Annotated in this window: 25 protein-coding genes, 2 tRNA genes and 1 pseudogene; 13 read left to right on the top strand and 15 right to left on the bottom strand. The window is 67.9% G+C overall.

Annotated features, from left to right (window positions below; genetic code table 11):
• Positions 1–17: 17 nt before the first annotated feature.
• From ACFQI8_RS16375 to ACFQI8_RS16365, 3 genes are all read left to right on the top strand, one after another.
• The gene (locus ACFQI8_RS16375; protein ID WP_390246639.1) at positions 18–476 is read left to right on the top strand and encodes a hypothetical protein; all 459 of its coding nucleotides are present in this window, start codon (positions 18–20) and stop codon (positions 474–476) included.
• A 132-nt stretch (positions 477–608) separates the two neighbouring features.
• Positions 609–2,396, top strand: coding sequence for a site-2 protease family protein (locus ACFQI8_RS16370; RefSeq protein WP_390246637.1), 1,788 nt, complete (start codon positions 609–611; stop codon positions 2,394–2,396).
• Between the two features lie 127 nt (positions 2,397–2,523).
• Positions 2,524–4,059, top strand: coding sequence for a heme-binding protein (locus ACFQI8_RS16365; RefSeq protein ID WP_390246635.1), 1,536 nt, complete (start codon positions 2,524–2,526; stop codon positions 4,057–4,059).
• Positions 4,060–4,088: 29 nt separating this feature from the next.
• Here the strand turns inward: ACFQI8_RS16365 and ACFQI8_RS16360 are convergent, their stop codons facing one another.
• The 4 genes from ACFQI8_RS16360 to ACFQI8_RS16345 all read right to left on the bottom strand — a co-directional run bounded on the left by ACFQI8_RS16360 (position 4,089) and on the right by ACFQI8_RS16345 (position 6,198).
• Positions 4,089–4,337: a hypothetical protein gene (locus ACFQI8_RS16360; protein ID WP_390246633.1), complete on the bottom strand. Its 249-nt coding sequence runs from the start codon at positions 4,335–4,337 to the stop codon at positions 4,089–4,091.
• 52 nt (positions 4,338–4,389) lie between these two features.
• Positions 4,390–4,836: an SHOCT domain-containing protein gene (locus tag ACFQI8_RS16355; RefSeq protein WP_390246631.1), complete on the bottom strand. Its 447-nt coding sequence runs from the start codon at positions 4,834–4,836 to the stop codon at positions 4,390–4,392.
• A 118-nt stretch (positions 4,837–4,954) separates the two neighbouring features.
• Positions 4,955–5,125: a hypothetical protein gene (locus ACFQI8_RS16350; RefSeq protein ID WP_006601108.1), complete on the bottom strand. Its 171-nt coding sequence runs from the start codon at positions 5,123–5,125 to the stop codon at positions 4,955–4,957.
• On the bottom strand, positions 5,125–6,198 hold the full coding sequence (locus ACFQI8_RS16345) for an aldo/keto reductase (protein WP_390246629.1): 1,074 nt from the start codon (positions 6,196–6,198) through the stop codon (positions 5,125–5,127). The genes ACFQI8_RS16350 and ACFQI8_RS16345 overlap by 1 nt, the downstream gene beginning before the upstream one ends.
• 267 nt (positions 6,199–6,465) lie before the next feature.
• Between ACFQI8_RS16345 and ACFQI8_RS16340 the strand changes: the two genes are divergently transcribed.
• From ACFQI8_RS16340 to ACFQI8_RS16330, 3 genes are all read left to right on the top strand, one after another.
• Positions 6,466–7,383: an acyltransferase gene (locus tag ACFQI8_RS16340; protein ID WP_390246627.1), complete on the top strand. Its 918-nt coding sequence runs from the start codon at positions 6,466–6,468 to the stop codon at positions 7,381–7,383.
• A gap of 116 nt (positions 7,384–7,499) precedes the next feature.
• Positions 7,500–7,796: a DUF7577 domain-containing protein gene (locus ACFQI8_RS16335; protein WP_188424729.1), complete on the top strand. Its 297-nt coding sequence runs from the start codon at positions 7,500–7,502 to the stop codon at positions 7,794–7,796.
• Positions 7,797–7,846: 50 nt separating this feature from the next.
• Positions 7,847–8,026 carry a hypothetical protein gene (locus ACFQI8_RS16330; RefSeq protein WP_390246625.1) on the top strand — a complete coding sequence of 60 codons (180 nt, stop codon included), beginning with the start codon at positions 7,847–7,849 and terminating at the stop codon, positions 8,024–8,026.
• A gap of 374 nt (positions 8,027–8,400) precedes the next feature.
• Here the strand turns inward: ACFQI8_RS16330 and ACFQI8_RS16325 are convergent.
• A tRNA-Gly gene (locus ACFQI8_RS16325) sits at positions 8,401–8,471 on the bottom strand.
• A gap of 218 nt (positions 8,472–8,689) precedes the next feature.
• Here ACFQI8_RS16325 and ACFQI8_RS16320 point away from each other — a divergent pair.
• Positions 8,690–9,520, top strand: a complete 831-nt coding sequence (locus tag ACFQI8_RS16320; RefSeq protein ID WP_390246623.1) for an NAD+ synthase — start codon at positions 8,690–8,692, stop codon at positions 9,518–9,520.
• A 45-nt stretch (positions 9,521–9,565) separates the two neighbouring features.
• On the opposite strand, the gene ACFQI8_RS16315 is transcribed toward ACFQI8_RS16320, so the two are convergent.
• Positions 9,566–10,261, bottom strand: coding sequence for an enoyl-CoA hydratase/isomerase family protein (locus ACFQI8_RS16315; protein ID WP_390246621.1), 696 nt, complete (start codon positions 10,259–10,261; stop codon positions 9,566–9,568).
• A gap of 60 nt (positions 10,262–10,321) precedes the next feature.
• Between ACFQI8_RS16315 and ACFQI8_RS16310 the strand changes: the two genes are divergently transcribed.
• The 3 genes and pseudogenes from ACFQI8_RS16310 to ACFQI8_RS16300 all read left to right on the top strand — a co-directional run.
• Positions 10,322–10,999: a DUF7114 family protein gene (locus ACFQI8_RS16310; RefSeq protein WP_390246620.1), complete on the top strand. Its 678-nt coding sequence runs from the start codon at positions 10,322–10,324 to the stop codon at positions 10,997–10,999.
• 78 nt (positions 11,000–11,077) lie between these two features.
• Positions 11,078–11,149: transfer RNA gene (locus ACFQI8_RS16305), tRNA-Thr, on the top strand.
• Positions 11,150–11,741: 592 nt separating this feature from the next.
• A pseudogene (locus ACFQI8_RS16300) lies at positions 11,742–11,915 on the top strand (type II toxin-antitoxin system RelE family toxin); the annotation flags it as partial.
• A gap of 105 nt (positions 11,916–12,020) precedes the next feature.
• Here the strand turns inward: ACFQI8_RS16300 and ACFQI8_RS16295 are convergent.
• Positions 12,021–12,632, bottom strand: a complete 612-nt coding sequence (locus ACFQI8_RS16295; RefSeq protein ID WP_004967464.1) for a metal-dependent hydrolase — start codon at positions 12,630–12,632, stop codon at positions 12,021–12,023.
• A gap of 98 nt (positions 12,633–12,730) precedes the next feature.
• On the opposite strand from ACFQI8_RS16295, the gene ACFQI8_RS16290 reads away from it, so the two are divergent.
• Positions 12,731–13,348, top strand: a complete 618-nt coding sequence (locus tag ACFQI8_RS16290; protein WP_390246618.1) for a DUF2238 domain-containing protein — start codon at positions 12,731–12,733, stop codon at positions 13,346–13,348.
• 41 nt (positions 13,349–13,389) lie between these two features.
• Complete coding sequence (locus tag ACFQI8_RS16285; RefSeq protein ID WP_390246616.1) at positions 13,390–14,043, top strand: potassium channel family protein; 654 nt, start codon at positions 13,390–13,392, stop codon at positions 14,041–14,043.
• Between the two features lie 293 nt (positions 14,044–14,336).
• On the opposite strand, the gene ACFQI8_RS16280 is transcribed toward ACFQI8_RS16285, so the two are convergent.
• The 3 genes from ACFQI8_RS16280 to ACFQI8_RS16270 are packed head-to-tail and all read right to left on the bottom strand — an operon-like array spanning position 14,337 to position 16,951.
• A complete protein-coding gene (locus tag ACFQI8_RS16280) occupies positions 14,337–15,197 on the bottom strand; it encodes an ABC transporter ATP-binding protein (RefSeq protein WP_390246614.1) in 861 nt (286 codons plus the stop codon).
• Positions 15,194–15,892, bottom strand: coding sequence for an ABC transporter permease (locus ACFQI8_RS16275; RefSeq protein WP_390246612.1), 699 nt, complete (start codon positions 15,890–15,892; stop codon positions 15,194–15,196). Before ACFQI8_RS16275 ends, ACFQI8_RS16280 begins: the two co-directional genes overlap by 4 nt.
• A 24-nt stretch (positions 15,893–15,916) precedes the next feature.
• Positions 15,917–16,951, bottom strand: coding sequence for an ABC transporter substrate-binding protein (locus ACFQI8_RS16270; protein ID WP_390246610.1), 1,035 nt, complete (start codon positions 16,949–16,951; stop codon positions 15,917–15,919).
• A 231-nt stretch (positions 16,952–17,182) separates the two neighbouring features.
• Here ACFQI8_RS16270 and ACFQI8_RS16265 point away from each other — a divergent pair, with 231 nt between their 5' ends.
• A complete protein-coding gene (locus ACFQI8_RS16265) occupies positions 17,183–17,659 on the top strand; it encodes a PIN domain-containing protein (RefSeq protein WP_390246608.1) in 477 nt (158 codons plus the stop codon).
• A gap of 24 nt (positions 17,660–17,683) precedes the next feature.
• On the opposite strand, the gene ACFQI8_RS16260 is transcribed toward ACFQI8_RS16265, so the two are convergent.
• The 5 genes from ACFQI8_RS16260 to ACFQI8_RS16240 form a co-directional block, all read right to left on the bottom strand.
• Positions 17,684–17,857 (bottom strand): hypothetical protein, encoded by a 174-nt coding sequence (locus tag ACFQI8_RS16260; RefSeq protein WP_390246606.1) that lies wholly within the window; start codon positions 17,855–17,857, stop codon positions 17,684–17,686.
• Positions 17,858–18,063: 206 nt separating this feature from the next.
• Entirely contained in the window at positions 18,064–18,471 is a 408-nt protein-coding gene (locus tag ACFQI8_RS16255; RefSeq protein WP_390246604.1) for an ACT domain-containing protein, read from the bottom strand.
• 150 nt (positions 18,472–18,621) lie between these two features.
• Entirely contained in the window at positions 18,622–19,263 is a 642-nt protein-coding gene (locus tag ACFQI8_RS16250; protein WP_390246602.1) for a non-canonical purine NTP pyrophosphatase, read from the bottom strand.
• Positions 19,264–19,317: 54 nt separating this feature from the next.
• On the bottom strand, positions 19,318–19,602 hold the full coding sequence (locus ACFQI8_RS16245) for a DUF5808 domain-containing protein (protein WP_390246600.1): 285 nt from the start codon (positions 19,600–19,602) through the stop codon (positions 19,318–19,320).
• 62 nt (positions 19,603–19,664) lie between these two features.
• On the bottom strand, positions 19,665–21,323 hold the full coding sequence (locus ACFQI8_RS16240; protein WP_390246598.1) for a bifunctional N(6)-L-threonylcarbamoyladenine synthase/serine/threonine protein kinase: 1,659 nt from the start codon (positions 21,321–21,323) through the stop codon (positions 19,665–19,667).
• Positions 21,324–21,336 lie beyond the last annotated feature (13 nt).

Below are 21,336 nucleotides of genomic sequence, written 5' to 3'. Positions count from 1 at the left end.
GCCGCAGTACACTTCACATGTCTCTCATCGACTTCATCCGGTCCGTGGAGGAATCGCAAGACGAATTCGACGTGGAACTGGAGGAGTTCGACGCCGACTCCGAACAGGCGGCCGTCGACGACGACTCCTCGGGCGGCCGCTCGTGGGGCCGTCTGCTCCTCGTCGCGTTGCTCCTCGTGGGCGTCGCCTACGCCGTCTCTCGGCTCCGCTCGTCGTCCGGCGACTCCTTCACCGACATCGCGCTCGCCGACGACCCGGCGGAGAGCGCGACGGCGGCCGACGAGGCGGACGATGAGGACGCCACGGTCACCGTCGAACACGACCCCGAGGAGGAAACGGCAGACGACGAGACGGACGAGACTGCCGACGCGGACGACGAGGCCGTCTCGGCGAGCGACGAGGAGACCGACGCGAACGACGACGGCGCGGTCGAAGTCGAAATCGAGTCGCCCGGCGACGACGGCGACGACGAGTAACCCGACTCTCGGTCGCGGGCCGGGCCGGCGCTCGCGACCGCCGACCGCGCGCTCGTCGAACGCGGTACCGTGACCCGAACGGTGGTACCGTAACCCGAACGCCTTTTGGCGCGCGCCGCTTCCCTTCGGGCGATGAACACGCTGCTTTGGGTTCTCGCCGGCTTCATCGCCTACTCTCTCCTCGCGGCGCTGTTGCGTGCTCGCGGCGTTCTCCCCGAGTACGTCCGCGTCCAGGGTCCCCTCACGACGGTCCACACCCGTCGCGGCCGCGAACTCCTCGACAGAATCGCCGCCCCCAAGCGGTTCTGGCGGGCGTGGAGCAACGTCGGCCTCGGTATCGCCCTCGTCATCATGGTCGGGACGTTCGTCCTCCTCGTCTATCAGGCGGTCGTCATCCTCCAGAACCCGCCCGCCCCGACGCAGGTGAACCAGCCGCAGAACTTCCTCGTCATCCCCGGCGTCAACGACTTCCTCCCGCTTTCGGTCGCGCCGGAAATCCTCTTCGGCCTCCTCGTCGGCCTCGTCGTCCACGAGGGCGGCCACGGCGTCCTCAGCCGCGTCGAGGGCATCGACGTGGAGTCGATGGGCGTCGTCCTCCTGACGATACTCCCCGTGGGGGCGTTCGTCGAACCCTCTGAGGAGAGCCAGCGCCGCGCCGACCGCGGCGGTAAGTCGCGGATGTTCGCCGCCGGCGTGACGAACAACTTCGCCGTCACGCTCGTGGCGTTCGCCCTGCTTTTCGGCCCGGTCATCGGCTCTATCTCGGTCGCGCCGGGTGTCGCCGTCTCCGGTGCGTACGCCGGCTCGCCGGCCGACATGGCGGGTATCTCGGGCGGCGACCGCGTGACCGCCGTCGAGGGCACGCCGGTCAACACGACGCAGGAGCTCGACGCCGCGCTCCTCGCGACCGACGCGGGGACGGTGTCGGTCGAACTCGACGGCGAGCGGACCGTCTCGGTCACGCGCGAACTCGTCGTCGCCGGCTCCGTCGCCGGCAACCCCGCGAACCTGACCGTCGAATCCGGGAGCGACCCGATTCGCGTGACCGCGGTCAACGGGACCGCCGTCTCGACGCGCGCCGACTTCGAGTCGGCCGTCGGCGACTCGCGGTTCGCCCGCCTCGACACCTCCGCCGGCGAGCGCACCATCCCGGTCGGTGCCTACATCACGAACGTCGCAGAAGACGGCCCGCTGTACAACGCCACGGGGACGACCCAACCCCTCATCGTCTCGTCGTTCAACGGCGAGCGCATCACCTCCTCGACGGGGCTTCAAGAGGCACTCGACCGGACTGCCCCCGACCAGACCGTCGCCGTCGAAGTCTACCGCGACGGCGGCTTCGAGACGGTGCAGGTGACGCTCGGCGAGAACGACCAAGACGGCAACGGCTTCCTCGGCGTCAACATCTTCCAGGGGACGAGCGGCCTGCTCCTGACGGACTTCGGCACGCAGGAGTACCCCGCGGGGACGTACCTCTCGCTTCTCGGCGGCGACGGTGGCGACGGCGGCGGCCTCGGTAGTGCCTTCGCCGGGTCACCCCTCCAACTCGTCTACGTGTCACTGCTCTTGCCCCTCGCGTCGGTCGTCCTCGGGATTCCGAACTTCCCCGGCTTCACCGGGCAGGTCGTCAACTTCTATCAGGTCGGCGGCCCGCTCGGCTTCCTCGGCGGCGGCGTCTTCATCTTCGCCAACGTCCTGTTCTGGACGGCGTGGATTAACCTCCAACTGGGGCTTTTCAACTGCATCCCCGGCTACCCGCTGGACGGCGGTCGCATCCTGCGGACCTCGGCGGAGGCCGTCGTCTCGCGGCTCCCCGTCGACGACCCCCACACTGTCGTCCGCACCATCACGACCTCAATCGGGCTCACGATGCTCGCGTCGCTCGTGCTCATGATATTCGGGCCGACGCTCCTCGGCTGAGCGCCTCGGTCGGGGGCGACGGCCCTCCTGACCGCTCCGACCGGGGCCCTCCCGCGTTCCTTCGACGGTTCTCGAACCGCGAAAACGACTCGCAACTTCAATACCGGATGACTCCCTAGGCCACGGTATGGTAGAGGCCCCACAGACCGACGAGGGCTGGTTCGCGCTGCACGACTTCCGAACCGTCGACTGGGACGCGTGGCGTGACGCGCCCGAACACGAGCGCCGCCGCGCAATCGAGGAGGGCGTCGCGTACCTCGACGCCCACGAGACCGTCGAGGACGCCGAGGCGGGCGCGTCCGCCGTCTTCTCCGTCCTCGGCCACAAGGCGGACTTCGTGGTCGTCCACTTCCGGCCGACGCTGGACGACGTCTCCCGCGCCGAACGGCAGTTCGAGCAGACCGCGCTCGCGGCCTTCACCGAACAGCCGACCTCTTACGTCTCCGTCACCGAGGTGTCCGGCTACGTCTCGGACGACTACTTCGAGGGCAACGAGGAGGACATCGACACCGGCCTGCTCCGCTACATCGAGGGCAAACTCAAGCCCGACATCCCGGAGGACACCTACATGTCCTTCTACCCGATGTCGAAGCGCCGCGGGGAAGAGCACAACTGGTACGACCTCTCGTTCGACGAGCGCCGCGACCTGATGTCGACTCACGGCGACACCGGCCGGGAGTACGCCGGGAAAATCAAGCAGGTCATCGCCTCCTCCGTCGGCTTCGACGACTACGAGTGGGGCGTCACGCTGTTCGGCGACGACCCGACCGACATCAAGGACATCGTCTACGAGATGCGCTTCGACGAGGTCTCCTCGAAGTACGGCGAGTTCGGCCGGTTCTACGTCGGCCGGCGCTTCCCGCCGTCGGACCTCGGCGCGTTCCTCGCGGGCGACGCCGTCCCGACGAGCGAGTTCGGCGACGAGTCTCACCACGGCGCGCACGCGCACGGCGAGGGCGGCCACCACGACGCCGAGGGTGGCGACGACGGCCACCATCACGGCGGCGAAAGCGGCCATCACGGCGAGGATGGCGACGACGGCCACAACCACGGTGGCGACGGCGGCGACGAGAGCACCGACGAGGACATCCGGGGTCAGCTCGAAGACCTGAACATCTACGCCGGCAAGCCCCACGGCGAGGACGTGTACGCGACGGTTCTCTACTCCGAAGCCGACGCCGACGAGCTGTTCGAGGAAGTCGAGGGCCTCCGCGGCAACTTCGACCACTACCCGACGCACGTCAAGACGGCCGTCTACGAGGCCAACGAGCGCGGTCGGGTCGCCGTCGTCTCCATCTGGGAGACGGCGTCGGCCGCCGAGACCGCCGCGGGATTCCTCTCGGAGCTTCCCGGTATCGTCGAGCGCGCCGGCGAGGAGTCCGGCTTCGGCACGATGGGGATGTTCTACACCGTCAAGTCCGAACACCGCGGCGACTTCGTCGAGAAGTTCGGCACCGTCGGCGGCCTCCTCGAAGAGATGGACGGCCACTTCGACACGGACCTGATGGTCAACGTCGAGGACGAAGACGACATGTTCATCGCCAGCCAGTGGCGCTCGCAGGACGACGCGATGGAGTTCTTCCGCTCGGACGCGTTCCGCGATACGGTTCAGTGGGGCCGCGACGTGCTGGCGGACCGGCCGCGACACGTGTTCCTCGCCTGAGCCGGTCGAAAATCAGACCGCGGGTTTTTCTACGCGAGCGCGGTGCGAACGTCTCGGAGCTTCGGGCGGACCTTGTCGGTCCCGACGTTGTACGCGAAGTACAGCGCGACCGCGCCCATCACGACCGCCCACGCGGCGATTTCGACGTTGCCCTGCTCGAAGGTGACGAACGCGAACCGCTCGATGTACGCGCCGGCGAGGGAAAGCCCCGCACTGCCGAGGCCGAAGACGAGGAGTTCGAAGAGGTCCGGGAGCATGTCGACGAGTGAACTACGCATAGTCGTCTCGAACTCGGTCGAGCGTTGTGGCTTTTTCGGTCTCGAATCGGCTTCAGTTCCGCTCGAAAGTCGCTTCCGACTCGTCGGTCGCCCGCGACTGCGACCCGTCGAGGAGGTCCTCGGTCTCGACCAGTCTGGCGAGGCGACGCTCGAACTCCTCGTCGGAGAGGTCGCCGGCGGCGTAGCGCTCCCGCAGTCGCTCGATGGCCGACTCGTCGTCGACCGGCTCGTATCCGGAACCGTCCGACGCCCGCGCCCACTCGCCGTCGTCGTCGGGGTCGCCGCGGACGCGACGCAGGACGCGCCGCCCGCCGTACGCCAGCGCCATCACCGACGGTGCGACGACGAGAAACCAGACGACTGCGAGGTGCGCTTCGAGCCCCATCATCAGCGCGATGAGCATCAACCACGTCCCGGTGACCACTCCCAAGAGCGGCGGGCTTCGGGCGACGGCGCGGGCCTCGCGGGAGAGAACCGAACCGAATCGTTCGAGGACCATCGGTCGAACGTGTCTCTCGAAACACAAAAAACCGCGTCCGAGCGAGGCGGGTTAGTCGCCGCCGCGGTTCCGATTCCGGGGTCCGTTTCCACGTCCCGGATTGTCGGGGCCGCCGTCGTCAGCGGCCGTCGCGGACGTACTTCGCGGCACCGACGACGCCGGTGAGGAGCGTCAGCGCTATCCAGCGGCCGGCGTCGTCGCCGCGCTTCTTGGCGTCGAGGCTGACCAGCCACGCGAGCGCGACGTGGGCGACCGCGGTGACGCCGAGGAGGGTCTTCAGGCGACCCATCAGGCTTCGTTGCGCGCGCCTTTCGCGACGCGCTTGTCGAGGCCGGCCGCGCGGATGTCGTCGCCGTCGACCGACGAGCGGAGCGCGTCCATGCCGTCGAAGCGGTCGATGCCGAAGTTGTCCGCGTACAGCTCCTCGACGCGGGTTATCTCCTCGTCGGTGAGCTTTGGCACGTCGGAGGCCTTCGCCCACTCGTCGATGTCGTCCTTCGTGCGGAACGTCGGCGTGACGGCCGTGGTCTCGTCGTAGCCGAGGAGGTAGGCGATAGACGCCTGCGCCATCGTCCGCTCGCCGTCGCGTTCGAGGAAGCGGAGCGCTTCGAGTTTCTCCCAGCCCGTCTCGTACCACTCGTCGGGGCGGAAGCCGCGGTGGTCGCCGGAGCCGAGTTCGGTCTCGGGGCGAACCTGCTCGTTCAGGAGACCCGAGGAGTGCGGCACGCGAGCGATGAGGCTCGTCGAGGAGCCGGTCTCGCGGATGGTGTCGAGGAAGTGGTTGCCAACGTCCTGCTCGAAGGCGTTCCAGACGATTTGGAGCGCGTCGAACTCCTCTTCGATGGCCATGTCGCCTTCGGCCAGCCAGCCGATGGAGGGGCCGAGCGCCCAGCCGGTCGCCTTGATGAGGCCTTCCTCTTTCAGCTCGTCGAGAGCTTCGAGCACGTCGGGCGTGACCTCGTCGACGTTCGCGTTGTGGAGTTGCAGGAGGTCGATGTACTCCATGTCGAGGCGTTCGAGGCTCTGTTCGGTCGCCTCGCGGACCCACTCGCCGGTGATCTCCTTGGGGAGTTCGCCGTGGCCGGCCTGCGGGTTGTTGTAGAAGTCGTAGCCGATTTTGGTGGCGACGGTGACCTCGTCGCGGTAGTCGGCAAGCGCCTCGCCGACGACTTCCTCGGAGTGGCCGTGGCCGTACACGTCGCCCGTGTCGAAGAAGTCGATGCCCCGGTCGATGGCGTGGTGGAGCATCTCGATGGAGTCTTCGTCCGAGCGGTCGCCCCACCAGTCGGTCCCGACGACCCACGCACCGAAGCCGACCTCGCTGACTTCGATTCCGGAGGTGCCGAGTTCGCGGTAGTGCATGTCCCACCCTACGAATTGGGGCGACTTATTCCGTGTGTTTTGTTCCCGTACGCTGGGAATCCCCGGACAGGCTGGGCGCTCGGTTTCGCCTGCCGGCGCTCGCGCCCGAACCGACACCGCCCGTGTCTGGATTGTCGCCCGTCTCCCGCGCGGGCGCATCTCACCCTACCACAATCTCCCGAAACCAGCCAGTATTGCCCGGAGAAGGCCTGACGCGGGGTTCGCACAACCGAATCCATTTGAATCTCGACGGCTTACGACGGTGCAATGACGAAGGTCCACGTTTCGCTTCCGGCGGACGCCGAAGAAGGCTTACGGGCGTTCATCGACGAGGTCGACGGTCGACTCGCCTCGGACGAAGACACCTGCACGGTCGTTCGAGACACCCTCATCGACCTGTTCGGCGACCGCGAGGCGTGGGAGCGCTGGCAGGACGGCAAGCCCGTCTCGCCCGCGACGCGGGTTCGGTTGCAAGGGTACGACCCCTGTAACGCGACGCTCGAAGCCGAGTACTACGCCGAGAAGGACGACGAGCAGTTCAAGCGCTCGAAGCACCTCCAGTGGCTCTGGCGGCAGTTCGACGCGACGCCGATGGCCGATAACGTCGCGTTCGCCCTCCGGTTCCGACAGATGCTCGCGGACCACCTGTTCGCGGAGGCCGGCGACAACCTCCGCATATTCAAGGGCATCACCTTCTCCTACGGCCACAACATCTCCGTCGGCGACAACACGGTCATCCACGACGACGTGCACCTCGACGACCGCGGCAAACTCACTATCGGCGACCGCGCCTCCATCTCCGACAGCGCCCACATCTACAGCCACTCCCACGACACCGTCGACCAGACCGAGGTCAGAAACTACCACACGACCATCGGCGACGACGCGCGCATCACCTACGACGCGATGGTGAACGCCGGTGTCTCGGTCGGCGAGAACGCCATCGTCGGGGCCCGGTCGGTCGTGCAGGGCGACGTGCCCGCCCACCACATCGCGGTCGGCTCGCCCGCCAAGAGCGTGAAAGTAAAGCCCGGCTTCGAAGACGTAGCCGAGCCGCTCGACGCCGGGGGCGAGCGCCGCGCCGACGAGCGCGAGATACCCTACGAGCTCCCCGACGACATCGAGGCCTTCGACGAGTTCGACCGCGACCTCGACGGACCGGTGGACTCCCACCAGCGCGAGTAACCCCGTTTTCGACGCGAAACCGCCCCGCCGGCATCGCCCGGGACCACCGCCGAGAGCCTCGGCAGACCCGTTCGACCGAAGAACCGATATAGCATGCTAACGTAAGTCAATGTGTGATGGACGTCTGGGGTTGGATCGTCGTCTACGCCCTCGGGTTGACCCTGCTCCAGCTTCTGGTCTATCGATACCTCGTCAACGGCGGTGAGCCGACGGTGGGCGAGGGAACCGGCCGAGACTCCGCCCGGACGGACCGCTACGTCCACCCCGAAATCGCGGCGTCGTTCGACGACGGCTCGCAGGCCGGCGTGCAGACGACGCCGACGGGCGAGCGCATCTGCCCGAACTGCGGGGCCGAAAACGAGGCCGACACCACGTTCGACCTCTGCTGGAACTGCACCCGACGGCTCCGGTGACGACCCGTAGCCGAGTCCGTTTTACCAGCCCTCGACTAACTACGCGTATCATGGCCGACGACGACGAACTCCACGGCGAAATCGACGCGCTCGCCCGCGACATCGAGCGGGCGATTCTCGAATTCGATTCGGCCCTCGAACGCCACGCAATGATTCGCCAGACCGCCCACGAGCCGGTGTTTCGCTCCGAGTCCCCGCAGTTCGACGACGTGCAGAACCTGTTTTTCTGAGTCGGCGAGGTGGATTATCCTTCGAAGATGGGACCTTGTGCGCCCACCGGGAGTACCGCGAGCGCAGTGAGCGGGACGTTGGCGAGACGCTGTCTCGCCAGAACTGAGCAAACCGAAGGTCGGTCGGCAAACGACCGTAGGGAGTACCGTGAGTGAAACGAACGGTACGTCGGTGAGACAGCGTCTCACCGGAAGTGCGCCGATCGGGACTGAGCAAACCGAAGGTTTGCGAAGGTCGGTCGGCAAACGACCGTAGGGAGTGCGCCGACCGGGAATTGAACCTGAGCCAGACGTTCCTCCTCGCGTTGCTCGTCGGACGCGACTGGCAGGGTTCAGATTCCCTGCGCATTTCGTCTCACTACGTTCGACAGAAATGCGCCGACCGGGAATTGAACCCGGGCTCCGAGCTTGGGAAGCTCGTGTCCTACCACTGGACCATCGGCGCGCTTCGCTTCGCTTGCGCCCCGTGGCTGACTTCACTTCGTTCAGTCACCCATCGGCGCTCACATTCGTTCGCCCCGCGTTCCGGAGCAAAAATTCGTAGACTGCGGGGGCACTTGAACGTAGCGCTTCACCCCATCGTCCCCCCGAGCAAACTGGACGGGCGTCCATTGTTTTCGCGTGACACGTGACTATTTGGGCCCCCGGTTCCAACCGGGTTTCATGACATCCGTCGACGTTCTCTCGGAGGACGCCCCGTTCGACCTCCTGCTTTCCGACGAGGAACTCGAAGCACACCGCGAGCACATCACGACCTTCATCGAAGACACCGTCGAGGCCGCCGGTGCCGATGGGGCCGTCATCGGGCTGTCCGGGGGTATCGACTCGACGCTCACCGCCTTCCTCGCCGTCGAGGCGCTCGGCGAAGAGAACCTCCACGGACTCGTCATGCCGAGTGTGGCGAACGACGAGGACATGATGAGCGACGCCGAGGGCGTCGCCGAGATGCTGGGCATCGAGTACGACGTGGTCGAGATTCAGCCCATCGCGGAGACGTTCTTCGACACGTTCCCCGAGGCGGCCGACGACCGCATGGCCGCCGGAAACGTCTACGTCCGCACGCGGGCGGTGCTCAACTACTTCGTCGCCAACCACGAGAATCGCATCGTGCTCGGGACGGGCAACCGCGCCGAGGCGATGACCGGCTACTTCACGAAGTACGGCGACCAGGCGGTCGACTGCAATCCCATCGGGAACCTCTACAAACAGCAGGTCCGACAGCTGGCCGCCCACGTCGGCGTGCCGGAAGAGCTCGTGTTGCAGACCCCCTCGGCCGAGATGTGGTCCGGCCAGACCGACGAGGGCGAACTCGGTCTCACCTACGACGCGCTCGACGCGATTCTCGCGCTCCACGTGGACGGCCCGCTCTCGAAGTCCGCGACGGTTCGCCACCTCGACGTGACCGAAGAACAGGTCGACCGCGTGGTCGGCCTCGTCGAGGAGAGTGCCCACAAGCGGTCGATGCCGCCCGCGCCGTCGGCGCTGGACGTGTGACCGGCCGCTGAACCGCCCTTCCGACCCCGTCCGCAGAACTCAAACTCACTTTTCGCGCGCCGCCGCGATGTCGTCGGCGTTCGCCCGATGTAGCTCCGCGAAGTCGGCGGCTTCCCGTTCGAGTCGGACGTCCCGGTCGCCGCGGTCGCGCAGTCGCTCCTTGACGATTCGGAGCGACCGGTGGTCGTTGTCGGCCATGGAGGCCGCGACCGCGCGCGGGTCGTCGACGATTCGGGAGACGAGCCCCATTCGGAGGGCTTCGTCGGCGTCGACGACGCGGCCCGAAAGCGAGAATTCGAGGGCGCGTCCCTCGCCGACGACCCGCGGGAGGCGAACGGTCCCGCCCCACGCGCCGAACAGCCCGAGTCGGACGCCCGGTTCGCCGAGGGTCGCACGCGGGGTGGCCACCCGCACGTCGCAGGCGAGCGCGAGTTCGACCCCGCCGCCGCGGGCCGCGCCGTCGATACCGGCGACGACGACCGAGTCGGCGGTTTCGATGGTGTCGGCGACGCGCTGGCCCCGCCTTGCGAACGCCTCGGGGTCGTCGAGGTCGGCGACGCTGTCGAGGTCCGCGCCGGCGCAGAACGCCGGGCCGCTCCCCCGGAGGAGGACGACCGGCGCGTCGGCGTCGGCGACCGCGGCTTCGAGGGCGTCAAGGTCGGGTGGTCTGAGGGCGTTCCGCCGCGCCGGGCGGTCGATGGTCACGACCCGGAGGTCACCGTCGTCTGTCGTCCGTATCATACGCCCGTTGTGCCGTGGTTTTCCAAAGGTCTTTGCCCTCCCAACCGTAAGTCTCGGCCGATGGACGACGCCGTGCGAGCCCGCGAGGCCGCGCGCGAGGCCCTCTCCGACATCGAGCCCGAGGCCCTCCGCGCGGCGCTGGACGAACGCCTCGACGCCGCCTCCTTGACGCCGGCAGTGCTCACGTTCGTGAGCGCGCGGGCCGTCGAACCGAAGGTCGACCTGAACGGGATGGCCTCCCGCGCGGCCGGAGTGCAACTCATCTACGAGGGCCTCCGGCTCACCCGGTCGCTCGCCCACGACGAGCCGTGGTCGCATCTCGACACCCCCGACGAGGACACCGACGCCGACCTCGACATCCTCGCGGCGGACGTGCTCGTCTCGCGCGGCTTCTACCTCCTCGCCCGAACCGAGGCCGCCGACCACGCCGTCGAGACGGTCCGCACCTTCGGCCGCGACCAGACCCGCCGCCGCTCGGCCGCCGAGTCCGAGCGCCCGGGTCTCGACGGCGAACTCGAAGTGAACATCTGCACCCTCGCCGTCGTCGCCGGCACCACGGCCGTCGGCTCGGCCCCGCCGACCGCCCTCGTGGAGTACGCCGCCGGGCTGGCAGACTCCCACGACGGCGACTTCCCCCCGGCCGACGAGACCGTCTCCGAGGGGACCGTCGAGCGCATCGCGGCCCTCTACCGAGGCGGCGGTGGCGACGACGCAGTCACCTCCGCCGCGGACCGCTAATCGACATACGCTACCACGGTTCCGGGGCGATTCGAATCGAAACCCCTAAAGAGGAACCCGGACAACCAAGGAATGCCTGCCTGGGTAGCTTAGCGGTAAAGCGCGTCCTTGGTAAGGACGAGACCCCGGGTTCAAATCCCGGCCTAGGCTTAGTGGGGTTTCACGGTTTCTCTCCCCATTTTACGCTGTTCTTATGAGAGAAACCAATGGTACTCAAGAACGCGCCCTTTTACTACACGGGCACCCCGACGCCGTCTTGCGATTCGTATAGTTGTCAGGACACCATAACGTCCGCCACCCTGCCGTACAGCGATTCGCGTTTGGAGGTCGGTCAATGAACCCGACTGACCCACTCGACAACCTCGGCGGTGGGGACACGATGAGCGGGGAGATTCCACCCGCACCCGAGGACTACGAGTTCACCTACCCACTCGTGAGCCGACGCTCCGAGGAAGACCTCGGCGGGTTCGGGATGAATATGGTGGACGACTACCGCGACTTCAAGCACGAACTCCTGTCGTGGCTCGCCCACTACGGGAAGCACCCCGAGAAGCACGAAGGGCTGGCCGACTCGACGCTCGAATCCACGCACTACAAACTCGAAACCGCGTTCCGCTGGCTGTGGCAGTACGAAGACCAGTACACCACGAAGTTCACCCCCGACCACGCGGACAAGTTCATTCGCGTGCTGAACCAATCGAAGGGGATGATTGACTCGACCGTCCTACACCACGCCAAGGACATTAAGCGGTACTTCCGCTTCAGCAACCATGTCCGGGGAACGGACTACGAGTGGGAACTCTCCTCGACGGCCGAAGACGACCTCGATGGTCTGTCTCCCGCCGAGTAAGACCGAATACTCGACAAGCTCGATGAAATCGTCTCCTCGCCGTGGCGCGACCCGCCGGACTACGGTCTTATCCCGTGACAGACCTCACGCGGGCCATCGGGTTCGAGCTGGCGGCGACGGCCGAAACACGGAGTAACGAGGGTCGAACCGCGTTCGAAAAACGGGTGTGGCTCAGCGGAAGTCGCGGACGAACCGCTCGGGCATGTAGTCGACGACGTGGTCGGGCATCGCGTCGACCGCGGTCTCGGCGATAGCGACCATCGGCTTGCGGAGCAGGACGTAGACGCCGGAGACGGCGACCGCGGCGATGACGAGCGTCTCCGCGAGGCCGTCGAAGACGAGGACCGGCGGGACGGCAAAGGCGAGCGTCAGCGCGAGGTCCTCGGGCGCGCCGTCGTAGCGAATCAGCCGCTTCGGCGCGAGCCATCGGCCGTTCCAGTGGTCGTAGACGGCGCGCTCGGAGGTGCCGAGCCACGGCTTGAGTTCGAGACCGCCGCCGAGAACGTCCGACGCGGAGTGGAGCGCGGCCGCCGCGAGGAACAGCGCGACCGCGAGGGTGGTCGTGGTTGGGTTCAGCGCGGCGACCGCGACTGCGGGCACGGCGAGCGCGCTGAAGTACACGGGGAAGTGGAGGGTCTTCCGGTGGCCCGCGTACAGGTCGAAGTCGGGGAACAGGCCGCCGAGTGCGGCCGCGAGCACCGGGAGCATCCCGGCCTCGGGGACCAGCGCCCACACGGCGGTGCCGAGAACGACACCCGCGAGGGCGTGAGTGGTGGCCATCATCGATGGGGCATATGCAAGCTGGAGGAAAAACGATGTCGGTGGTCGTGCCATCTAGTCACACGGTCGAATTTAGGGCGCTCAGGTCGTAGCGCACCGTAATGGTCCCCCGTCGAATCGAGCGACTCGCGGGGCGGGCGATTCAGGTCGTCATCCTGTGTATCTTCGTCGTCGGCGTCTACACGCGGAACCTGAGCGTCGTCGTCAACGCGGTGCTCGCGCTGGGCGCGACGTTCCTTCCCGCGGTGCTCCGCCGCGACTGGCAGATTCGGCTCCACCCGCTTCTCGGCCTCTGGTTGACGCTGGCGGTGTTGCTCCACGCCGTTGGTATGCTCGGCCCGTACAACTACATCGACTGGTGGGGCCACGTCACCCACACGCTCTCGGCGACTGTGGTCGCGGCCGTCGGTTACGTCACCGCGCGGGCCGTCGACGAGTATACCGAGGCCGTCTACCTCCCCGACCGCTTCATGTTCGTCTACATCCTGCTTTTCACGCTCGCGGCCGGCGTGTTCTGGGAGGTACTGGAGTTCGGCGCGCGCCTCGCCGCCGAGGCCATCGGCTCTGAGGCCCTCCTCGTCCAGTACGGACTCGCCGACACCATCGTCGACCTCGTCTTCGACACGGTCGGCGCGGTGCTCGTCGCCCTCTTCGGAGCGCCGCCGCTCGCCGACACCATCGATTCGATTAGGGAGCGACTCGAACGGACCGGGCCCTGACGGGGGCTATCTTTTAGCCATCCGCTGTGCATACTACTATCATGAAACTCGTTATCGTTGGGTACGGCCGCGTGGGCTCGCGGACCGCTCGCGTGCTCCGCGAGGAGGGCCACGACGTGACGGTCGTCGACAACGACGAAAAGAAGGTCGACCGCGCCCGCGACGAGGGGTTCGAGGCCGTTCTCGGCGACGGCGGGACCGAGAGCGTGCTGTCGGAAGCGGGCGTCGAGGGCGCGGACGCCGTCGGCGGACTGACCGGCGACCCGAACGTCAACTTCGCGGCCTGCATGCTCGGCAAGGAGTACGACTGCCGGACGGTCATGCGCATCAGCGAAGACTACCGTCAGGAGATTTACGAGCGCTACGCGGACGACGTAGACGAGATTATCTACCCAGAACGCCTCGGCGCGGCCGGCGCGAAGACGGCGCTTCTCGGCGGCGATTTCAACGCCATCGGCGACCTGACCGACCAGCTCCGACTGACGACGGTGACCGTCCCCGACGGTGCGCCCGTCGTCGGCCAGCACGTCGCCAACATCGACCTCGGTGCCGACGGTCGCGTCTACGCCCACGGCCGGGAGCGCGAGCCGATGACGATTCCGCTTCCCGGGACTGTCGTCGAGCCCGGCGACCAGCTCGCGCTCCTCACGGAGCGAACCGCGCTGGAGCGAGTCCGGTCGGAACTGCTCGGCTGACCCGACGCGGACGCCGACCGCCGCGGTCGAGATATCGCTGGACGGGCAGTCGGTCTCGGAAAACAGCGCCGTGGTGGCGGCGCCAAGTGTCGTACCGGGGGAACCAGAACGACGATGGTGGTGGTTTTCGTGCCGGGCGCGTCGGTGGGAGGATGGGAACTGAGGCCGAATTCGCGCCCTATCCTCGGGTACGTACGGGGAAACTTAAATATGCGTCAGACGGGAGTCACACGCCATCTACACGCAATATCTGCTGTTATACCGACGACGACGTTGCCGCGGCCACCCCGCGCTCAGTAGACGAGTTTCCCCTCGACGAACTGGCGGACTCGGTCGTCGTCCGGCGACTCGAACACCGCGTCGGTGGGCCCCGATTCGATGCACGTCCCGCCGAGGATGACGGCCGTCCGGTCCGACACCCGCCGGGCCTGTTGCATGTCGTGGGTGGCGAGCGCGACGGCGATGCCCCGGTCTCGGGCGGCCCGCATCGCCGACTCGATGGCGGCGGTGTTCCGCGGGTCGAGGTTCGAGGTCGGCTCGTCCAGCAGTAACACGTCGGGGTCGGGAGCGAGCGCGCGAGCGATGGCGACGCGCTGGGCCTCCCCGGCCGACAGCGAGCCGGCGTCGCGGTCGACCTTGTCGAACATGCCGACGGTCCGAAGGGCGTCGCTGACGGTGTCTGCGGGCTCGTCGCGGCCGAACAGCCCACCTACGGCGTCGCGGACGCGAACCGACCACGGTCGGCGGACGCGGAGCCCGTAGGAGACGTTCTCCTCGACCGTCGTCGAAAACAGACTCCGGGTCTGGAAGGCCATCCCGACCCTGCGTCTGACCGCCAGCCGGCGAGCCTCCGGGAGGTCCCACACGTCGTCGCCGCCGACCTCGACCGCCCCCTCGTCGGGTCGCTCGAACATGGCGAGCAGTCGAAACAGCGTCGTCTTCCCGGTTCCCGAGGGGCCGACGACGGCGAGAATCTCACCCGGTTCGACGGTGAGCGAGACGCCGTCCAGCACCGCGCCGTCGCCGAAGCCGTGGCTGAGGTCGCGCGCCGCGAGTCGGGTCCGACTGTGTCGCGCGCCGGTCGATGCGGAGTCGGAGCCATCGGACTCGCCGGACGCGCCGGACGCGTCGCCCCCGGGGATTCCGGCTGTCATCGTCTCCTCCCGTTCCGTCCGGGAGTCCGGTCGCGGAAGCGCGCGCCGAGGGCGTTCACGCCGAGGACGAGCGCGAGGAGGATGGCTCCGAGGGCGATGCCCGTCTCGATGTTCCCCTTCCGCGCCTCGACGGTGATGGCCGTCGTGAGCGTCCGCGTGAACGACGTGCTGTCCGAGAAGACGATGTTGCCGCCGACGATGAGCACGGAGCCGACTTCGCTGATGGCGCGGCCGTAGGCGGCCAGAAGCGCCGTGACGATGCCGTACCGCGACTCACGGACGACCAGTAGGGCCACGTCCGTCGAGGTGCCGCCGGCGGCGAACGCGGCGTCTCTGAGGTCCTGTGGCACCGACTGGACCGCCGATAGCGAGACGCTCACGAGGACGGGGAGCGCGAGGATGGTCTGCGAGAGAATCATCGCCTCGGGCGTAAACAGCAGTCCGAACGCCCCGAGCGGCCCCGACCGAGAGAGCGCCAAGAGCACGACGAGCCCCACGACGACGCTCGGAAAGCCCATGCCGGTCGAGATGAGCGAGGTCACGGCGGACTTCCCGGTGAAGTCGCGAAAGCCGACCACGAGCGAGAGGGGCAGGCCGATTGCGGCGCTGAGCGCGACCGCCGCGGTGCTCACGTACAGCGAGACGGCCGTGATGCTGACGAGGTACGTGAGGTTCAGGTCGCCGAGGCCGAACACGGTCGGTGGTCGGGTCCGACTGGACTAAAAGTCCTCGGGGACGTGCTGTGCCACCCACGACTCGAACTGCGCGTCGGAGACCGACGCCGACGACTCGGAGGCGTTCTCCCCGCCGTAGTCCTCGGGGACGTACTGGCCGAACTGCGGCTCCTCCGAGAGCGCGTTGGGGAAGAACAACTGCGACCCGTTTGCGGTGTAGTCGCTGATTATTCCCTGTCCCTCGGGCCCGGTGAGGAAGCCGGCGTACGCCATCGCCAGCGAGTAGTTCACCTCGGGGTACTTCGCGGGGTTCACCGGGATGACGCCGTAGGGGTTCTTCAGGATGGTCGGGCCGTCCTTGAGCGGCCCCTGCACCTGGATTTCGAGGTCGATGTTGTCCTGCGTCGCGAGGAACGTCCCGCGGTCGGAGAGCGTGTACGCGCCCGACTGGTCGGCCTGCACGAGCGTGTCGCCCATGCCCTGCCCGATCTCACGGTACCACGACCCCGACGGCGAAACGCCGGCGGCCTCCCAGATGAGCAGTTCCTTCTTGTTCGTCCCCGAGTCGTCGCCGCGAGAGACGAACGTCGCTTCGGCCTCGGCGATGGTCGCAAAGGCGTCGGTCGCGCTCTCCATCCCCGAGATGCCCGCGGGGTCGTCGGCCGGTCCGACGATGACGAAGTCGTTGAACATCACGTCGCGGCGGTTGACGCCGTAGCCGTCCCGGAGGAACTCGTCTTCCGCGCCGCGCGCGTGTACGAGAATCACGTCGGCGTCGCCGTTTCGCGCCGTTTCGATGGCCGCGCCGGTCCCCTGCGAGATGGTCTTCACCCGGGCGTTGTACTGTTCTTCGAACACCGGATTCAGGGCGTCCAGCAGTCCCGTGTCGTACGTGCTCGTCGTCGTCGCCAGCGTGAGCTCCCGGGTCGCGCCGCTTTCGCCTTGGCTTTGACTCCCCCCGGACCCCTCCGTGGTTTCGTTGTTCGCCTCCGGGGGACTCGTGTTCCCCGTGCATCCGCTCAGTCCGAGAACCGCACCGACACCGGCCGCCTGTAAGAAGCGCCGTCGCTCTATCGCCATGCATTGTGGTTCGCCGAACGGGGAATAACTGTTTCCCATGTGACGTAATCACAATTCATTTCAATCGCGGGGATTCGAAACGACTCGCGCCTGAAATCGGTTGCGTCGGATTCTTTTCGACCCTCTCCGTGCTAGCGCCCATGAGCTGGGACTCGCTTTTCGCCCGCGCCGCCGCCTACGAGACGACCGAAGCCGACATCACTGGGGCGCTCCGCGCCCGCCGAGGCGACGATGCCTGAGACGGAGTCCTCGCCCGCGCGGGTCGTCGCCGACGCCGACGTGCTCGCGGCCGACCTCCTCGCCGACGGCCCCGCGAGAGCGGCGCTCGACCACCTCCGGCGGCACTCGTGGACGACGCTCGTCGCCAGCGACCCGCTTCTCGACGACGCCGAGGCGGTCGTCGCCTCGCTCGCGGACCCCGACCTCGCGGCCGACTGGCGCGAGAAGGTCGACTCGTGGGCCGAACTCGTCTCCCACCCCGACGGCGACAACCCCGCGCTGGCGTCGGCCTACCGCGGCGGCGCGATGCACCTCCTCACGTTCGACGACCGACTCAACTCGGCGCGGGCGGGCGCGGCGCTCGGCGGCCGTTTCCCGGTCAGCGTCCGCCACCCGAAGGCGTTCGCGTCGCTGTTCGCGCCGGAGAGCCTCTACGCCGAGGTCGAAGACGGGCCGTACCCCGGCCCGGACCGCGACCCGCGGGCGTAGCGAGAGGGGTGGCGGTCGGCCGGCTCAGTCGCTGAGGACGCGGGTCACCGCGAAGATGGCGAGGACGGTCACGAGACCGAACGCGACGGCGACACTGACGCCCCGGGAGGCCTCGCCGAAGAACACCGCGATGGCGGCGAAGACGGCGATGCCGTAGCCGCTGGCCGCGCCGGCGGCGACGACGTTCGCTCGGTTCATGCGTCTCCGTACGCGCCCGTCGTCCCTGAGTGCGGACCCTGTCGATTGTGGGGCGTGACGGGGCCGGCTGTCGTGGAGCGTGTGCGGTCGATACCGCTGGAGGGGTCGGTGACGAGAAGAGGGAACTCGTCGCAGTCGGGGGACATCGTGGCTACTATTTCTCCGCCGAACGTATCAAGCTGTTCGCCCGCCCGCCGGTTTCGACGTCAGTTTCCGTCTCCGAACCCCTCGGCGCGGTCGACGGAACAGCCGAGCGATTCGAGTTTCGTCGCGGCCACCCCCACGTCACCCTCTCTGACGAGCACGTGGTCGGTCGAGTACGCCGACAGCGCGAATACTGGGACACCTTCGTCGGCGAGCGCGCCCGCGACCCGTGCCAGAAAGCCGACGAGTTCGAACGGCAGAACCATCTCGAAGGTGAGTCGCTTCCAGCCCCACTCGACGTCGATGGCGGCCGTCTCGTCGACCTGCCCCTCTTCGATGACGACCGTCGTCTCGTTCTCGTCTCGAATCGTCGCGAAGGCGTCCGGGTCGCCCCGCTCGGCCGTGACGACCGCGTAAGTCGCCGCCGAGACGGTGACCGTCCCGCCCTCGAAGAAGTCGCTCGGGTCCATGCGTCCCGAGGTCGCTCAGCCGGGGTAAACGTAGCGGCCGGTGGCGACGGTCGGCGGCTCCCGTTCAGGCTGTTCGCCCGACGAGATTCGCCTCGCTATCGCTCGGCGTACTTCCGTCGGACGCTCCGCGCCCGACGACGTTCGCTTCGCTCACTCCGTTCGCTCAGCAAACCACGTCGCGAACTTCGCCAACGCCCGCCCGCGGTGGGAGATACCGTTTTTCTCCGCGGCGCTCAGCTCCGCGAACGTCGCACCGTCGTGTTCGAAGATGGGGTCGTAGCCGAAGCCGCCCTCGCCGCGCGGCGGGACGATGCGGCCGTTGACGCTTCCGGTAAAGAGCTTCACCGGGAGCGCCTCCGTCTCCTCCGCGCCCTGTTCCGCGCCGCGGGCGGCCGCGACGGTCCGGTCGTCGCGGTCTATCGGGTCCGGACTCGCCTCGAAGGGTTCGCCGTCGCAGTACGCGAGGACACAGCGGAACGACCCCCGCCGCGGTTCGTCGAGTTCGGCCGCGGCCAGCCGGTGGACCGCCTCGACGCCGAGGGTGTCTTCGACGTACGATGAGTACGGCCCGGGAAAGCCCTCGAACCCGTCGATAAAGAGGCCGGCGTCGTCCACGAGCACCGGCTCGTCGGCGTAGCGGTAGGCCTCGCGCGCGCCGTGGGCCGCGATGGGGCCGAGGTCGGACGCCTGCACCTCGGTGTAGTCGAAGTCGAGTTGGCTCACGTCGTCGTCGTCGAGGTACGAAAGCGCCTCGCGGACCTTCCCCGCGTTCGTGGTGACGTATCGGAGCATGCCCGCCCCTCCGCGGGCGGACGTAGAAAAGTCGTCGGTGTCGGTCGCTTCGCCTCAGTCGACGATGACTTCGACGGGGCCGTCGTCGGCCTCGGCCTCGGACTCGTCTTCCGTCTCCTCGACCTTCTGGCGCTCGTTCCAGAGGAGGCCGCCGGCGACGAGGAGGACGACCCACGACCGCCAGCTCGCGAGGTTCAGCGTGTAGCCGATGCCGAACGGCTTTTTCACCAGCATGCCCTTGCCGGGTTGCCAGTACGACGAGAGCAGTCGACCGGCGCTCGGTCGCTCGAAGTTGTACGGGATGCCGAAAAGCGTTCCGCGCTGCGGTTTGTCTGCCATGTGAGACGAATACGCCGGCTCGGGATAAATCGTTTTGGCCTTCCGACGAGTCCGGTGGCGGCCTATCGGTACCGGCCGCGGGATTCGACCTCGCGCAACCGGGCGATGACCTCCTCGGAGCCGACGGCCTCGTAGCCCGCTTCGAGCGCATCGACGAGGGGGCCGGCGTCGGCGGCGGTGCCCTCGACGCTCTGAGCGAAGACGTGGAGGTCCATCGCGTGGTCCTCGACGTGTCCCGTGTGGAAGCCGAGGCCGAAGTCGATGAGGTACACGCGCGGGTCGCCGTCCGGCCCCGTTCCGACCCGGACGTTCCGCGTCGTCGGGTCACCGTGGACGATGCCGGCCCCGTGGAGACGCGCGAGGTACTCGCCGACGAGGCGGACGGCCTCGGGGTCGAGTCGCTCCGCGAGGTCCGCGTCGCCGACCCGCTGGAACGCGATGACGCCGTCGACGGGGTCCACGTCGCGGACGACGGGCGTCCGAACGCCGGCGCGTCGGGCGTCGCTCGTCAGCCGCGCTTCGGCTTTGGTTCGCTCGCGTCGGAGTCTGTCGTCCAGTTCCGGGTGGCGGTACGTCTTCGGGACGCGCCGCTTGACGACCTCGTCGGTGCCGATGTCGACGGTCGCCTCGGCCCCGCGAATCGCGCCGTCGTCCGTGTGAGCGCGCGCGACCGACTCGTCCGCGCCGCGCCACGTCACGGCCACTTGGTCGGGTCGGAAGTTCGGGTCGACGGTGGACTCCTCGACGGCGAGCGTGTCGCCCGCGGCGAGCATCCGCGCGCCGAGGGCGGCAATCATGCCGGCGTTGTCGCGGAGGAACCGCGGCTCGGGCGCGTAGAACTCCGCCCCGCGCTGGTCGCACATCTCCGCGAGCATCTCGCGGAGGCGGGCGTTCTGGCCCACGCCGCCGCCGAGGACGAGTTCGTCCGTCCCCGTCAGCGACAGGGCGCGCTCGGCCACCTCGGTGAGCATGGCGAAGACCGTCTCCTGCAGGCCGGCACAGATGTCGGGGACGGGCGTGCCCGCGTCCGCCTCGTCCTTCGCGGCGCTCATGATGCCGGAAAACGAGAAGTCCATTCCCTTGACGACGTACGGCAGTTCGACGTAGTCGCCGTCCGCCGCGGCCGCCTCGACTTTCGGGCCGCCGGGGTGGGTCCAGCCGACGTGGCGGGTGAACTTGTCGAGGGCGTTGCCGACGCCGGTGTCCATCGTCTCGCCGAGGACGCGGTAGCGGCCGTTGTGGTAGCCCAGCAGATGGGCGTTCGCGCCCGAGGCGTTCAGACAGACCGGCGAGTCGAAGCCGGACTGGTAGCGGCCGATTTCGAGGTGCGCGACCATGTGGTTGACGCCCAGCAACGGCACGTCGAGCGTCTGGGCGACCGAGCGGGCCGCGGTGCCGACGATGCGGAGACACGGCCCCAGACCGGGGCCGCGGGAGAAGGCGACGCCGTCGACGACGGGGCCGTCGCCGTCGTGCCGCGCCGCCGCGTGCGAGAGCGCGGTCTCGACGACCTCGGGGACGGCGCTCCCCATGTGTTCTGCGGCCTCGCGCGGGTGGATGCCGCCGCTGTCCGGCTGGTAGGGATCAGATTCGATGAAGACGTGGTCGGCCGCCGGGTCGGGCGTCCGCCCGGTCTCAGAGCGGAGCGCGTCGGGGTCGTCGGTCTCGAAAACCGCGGCGCTCGCGGCCCACGCTGTACCTTCGATTCCGAGAATGCGCATCGAGTGTGAAGAA

It is taken from the genome of Haloferax chudinovii (assembly GCF_042663345.1).
Taxonomy (GTDB): domain Archaea; phylum Halobacteriota; class Halobacteria; order Halobacteriales; family Haloferacaceae; genus Haloferax; species Haloferax chudinovii.
The sequence above is the reverse complement of the archived record's forward strand: the minus strand, read 5'-3'. Positions and strand labels throughout refer to the sequence as shown.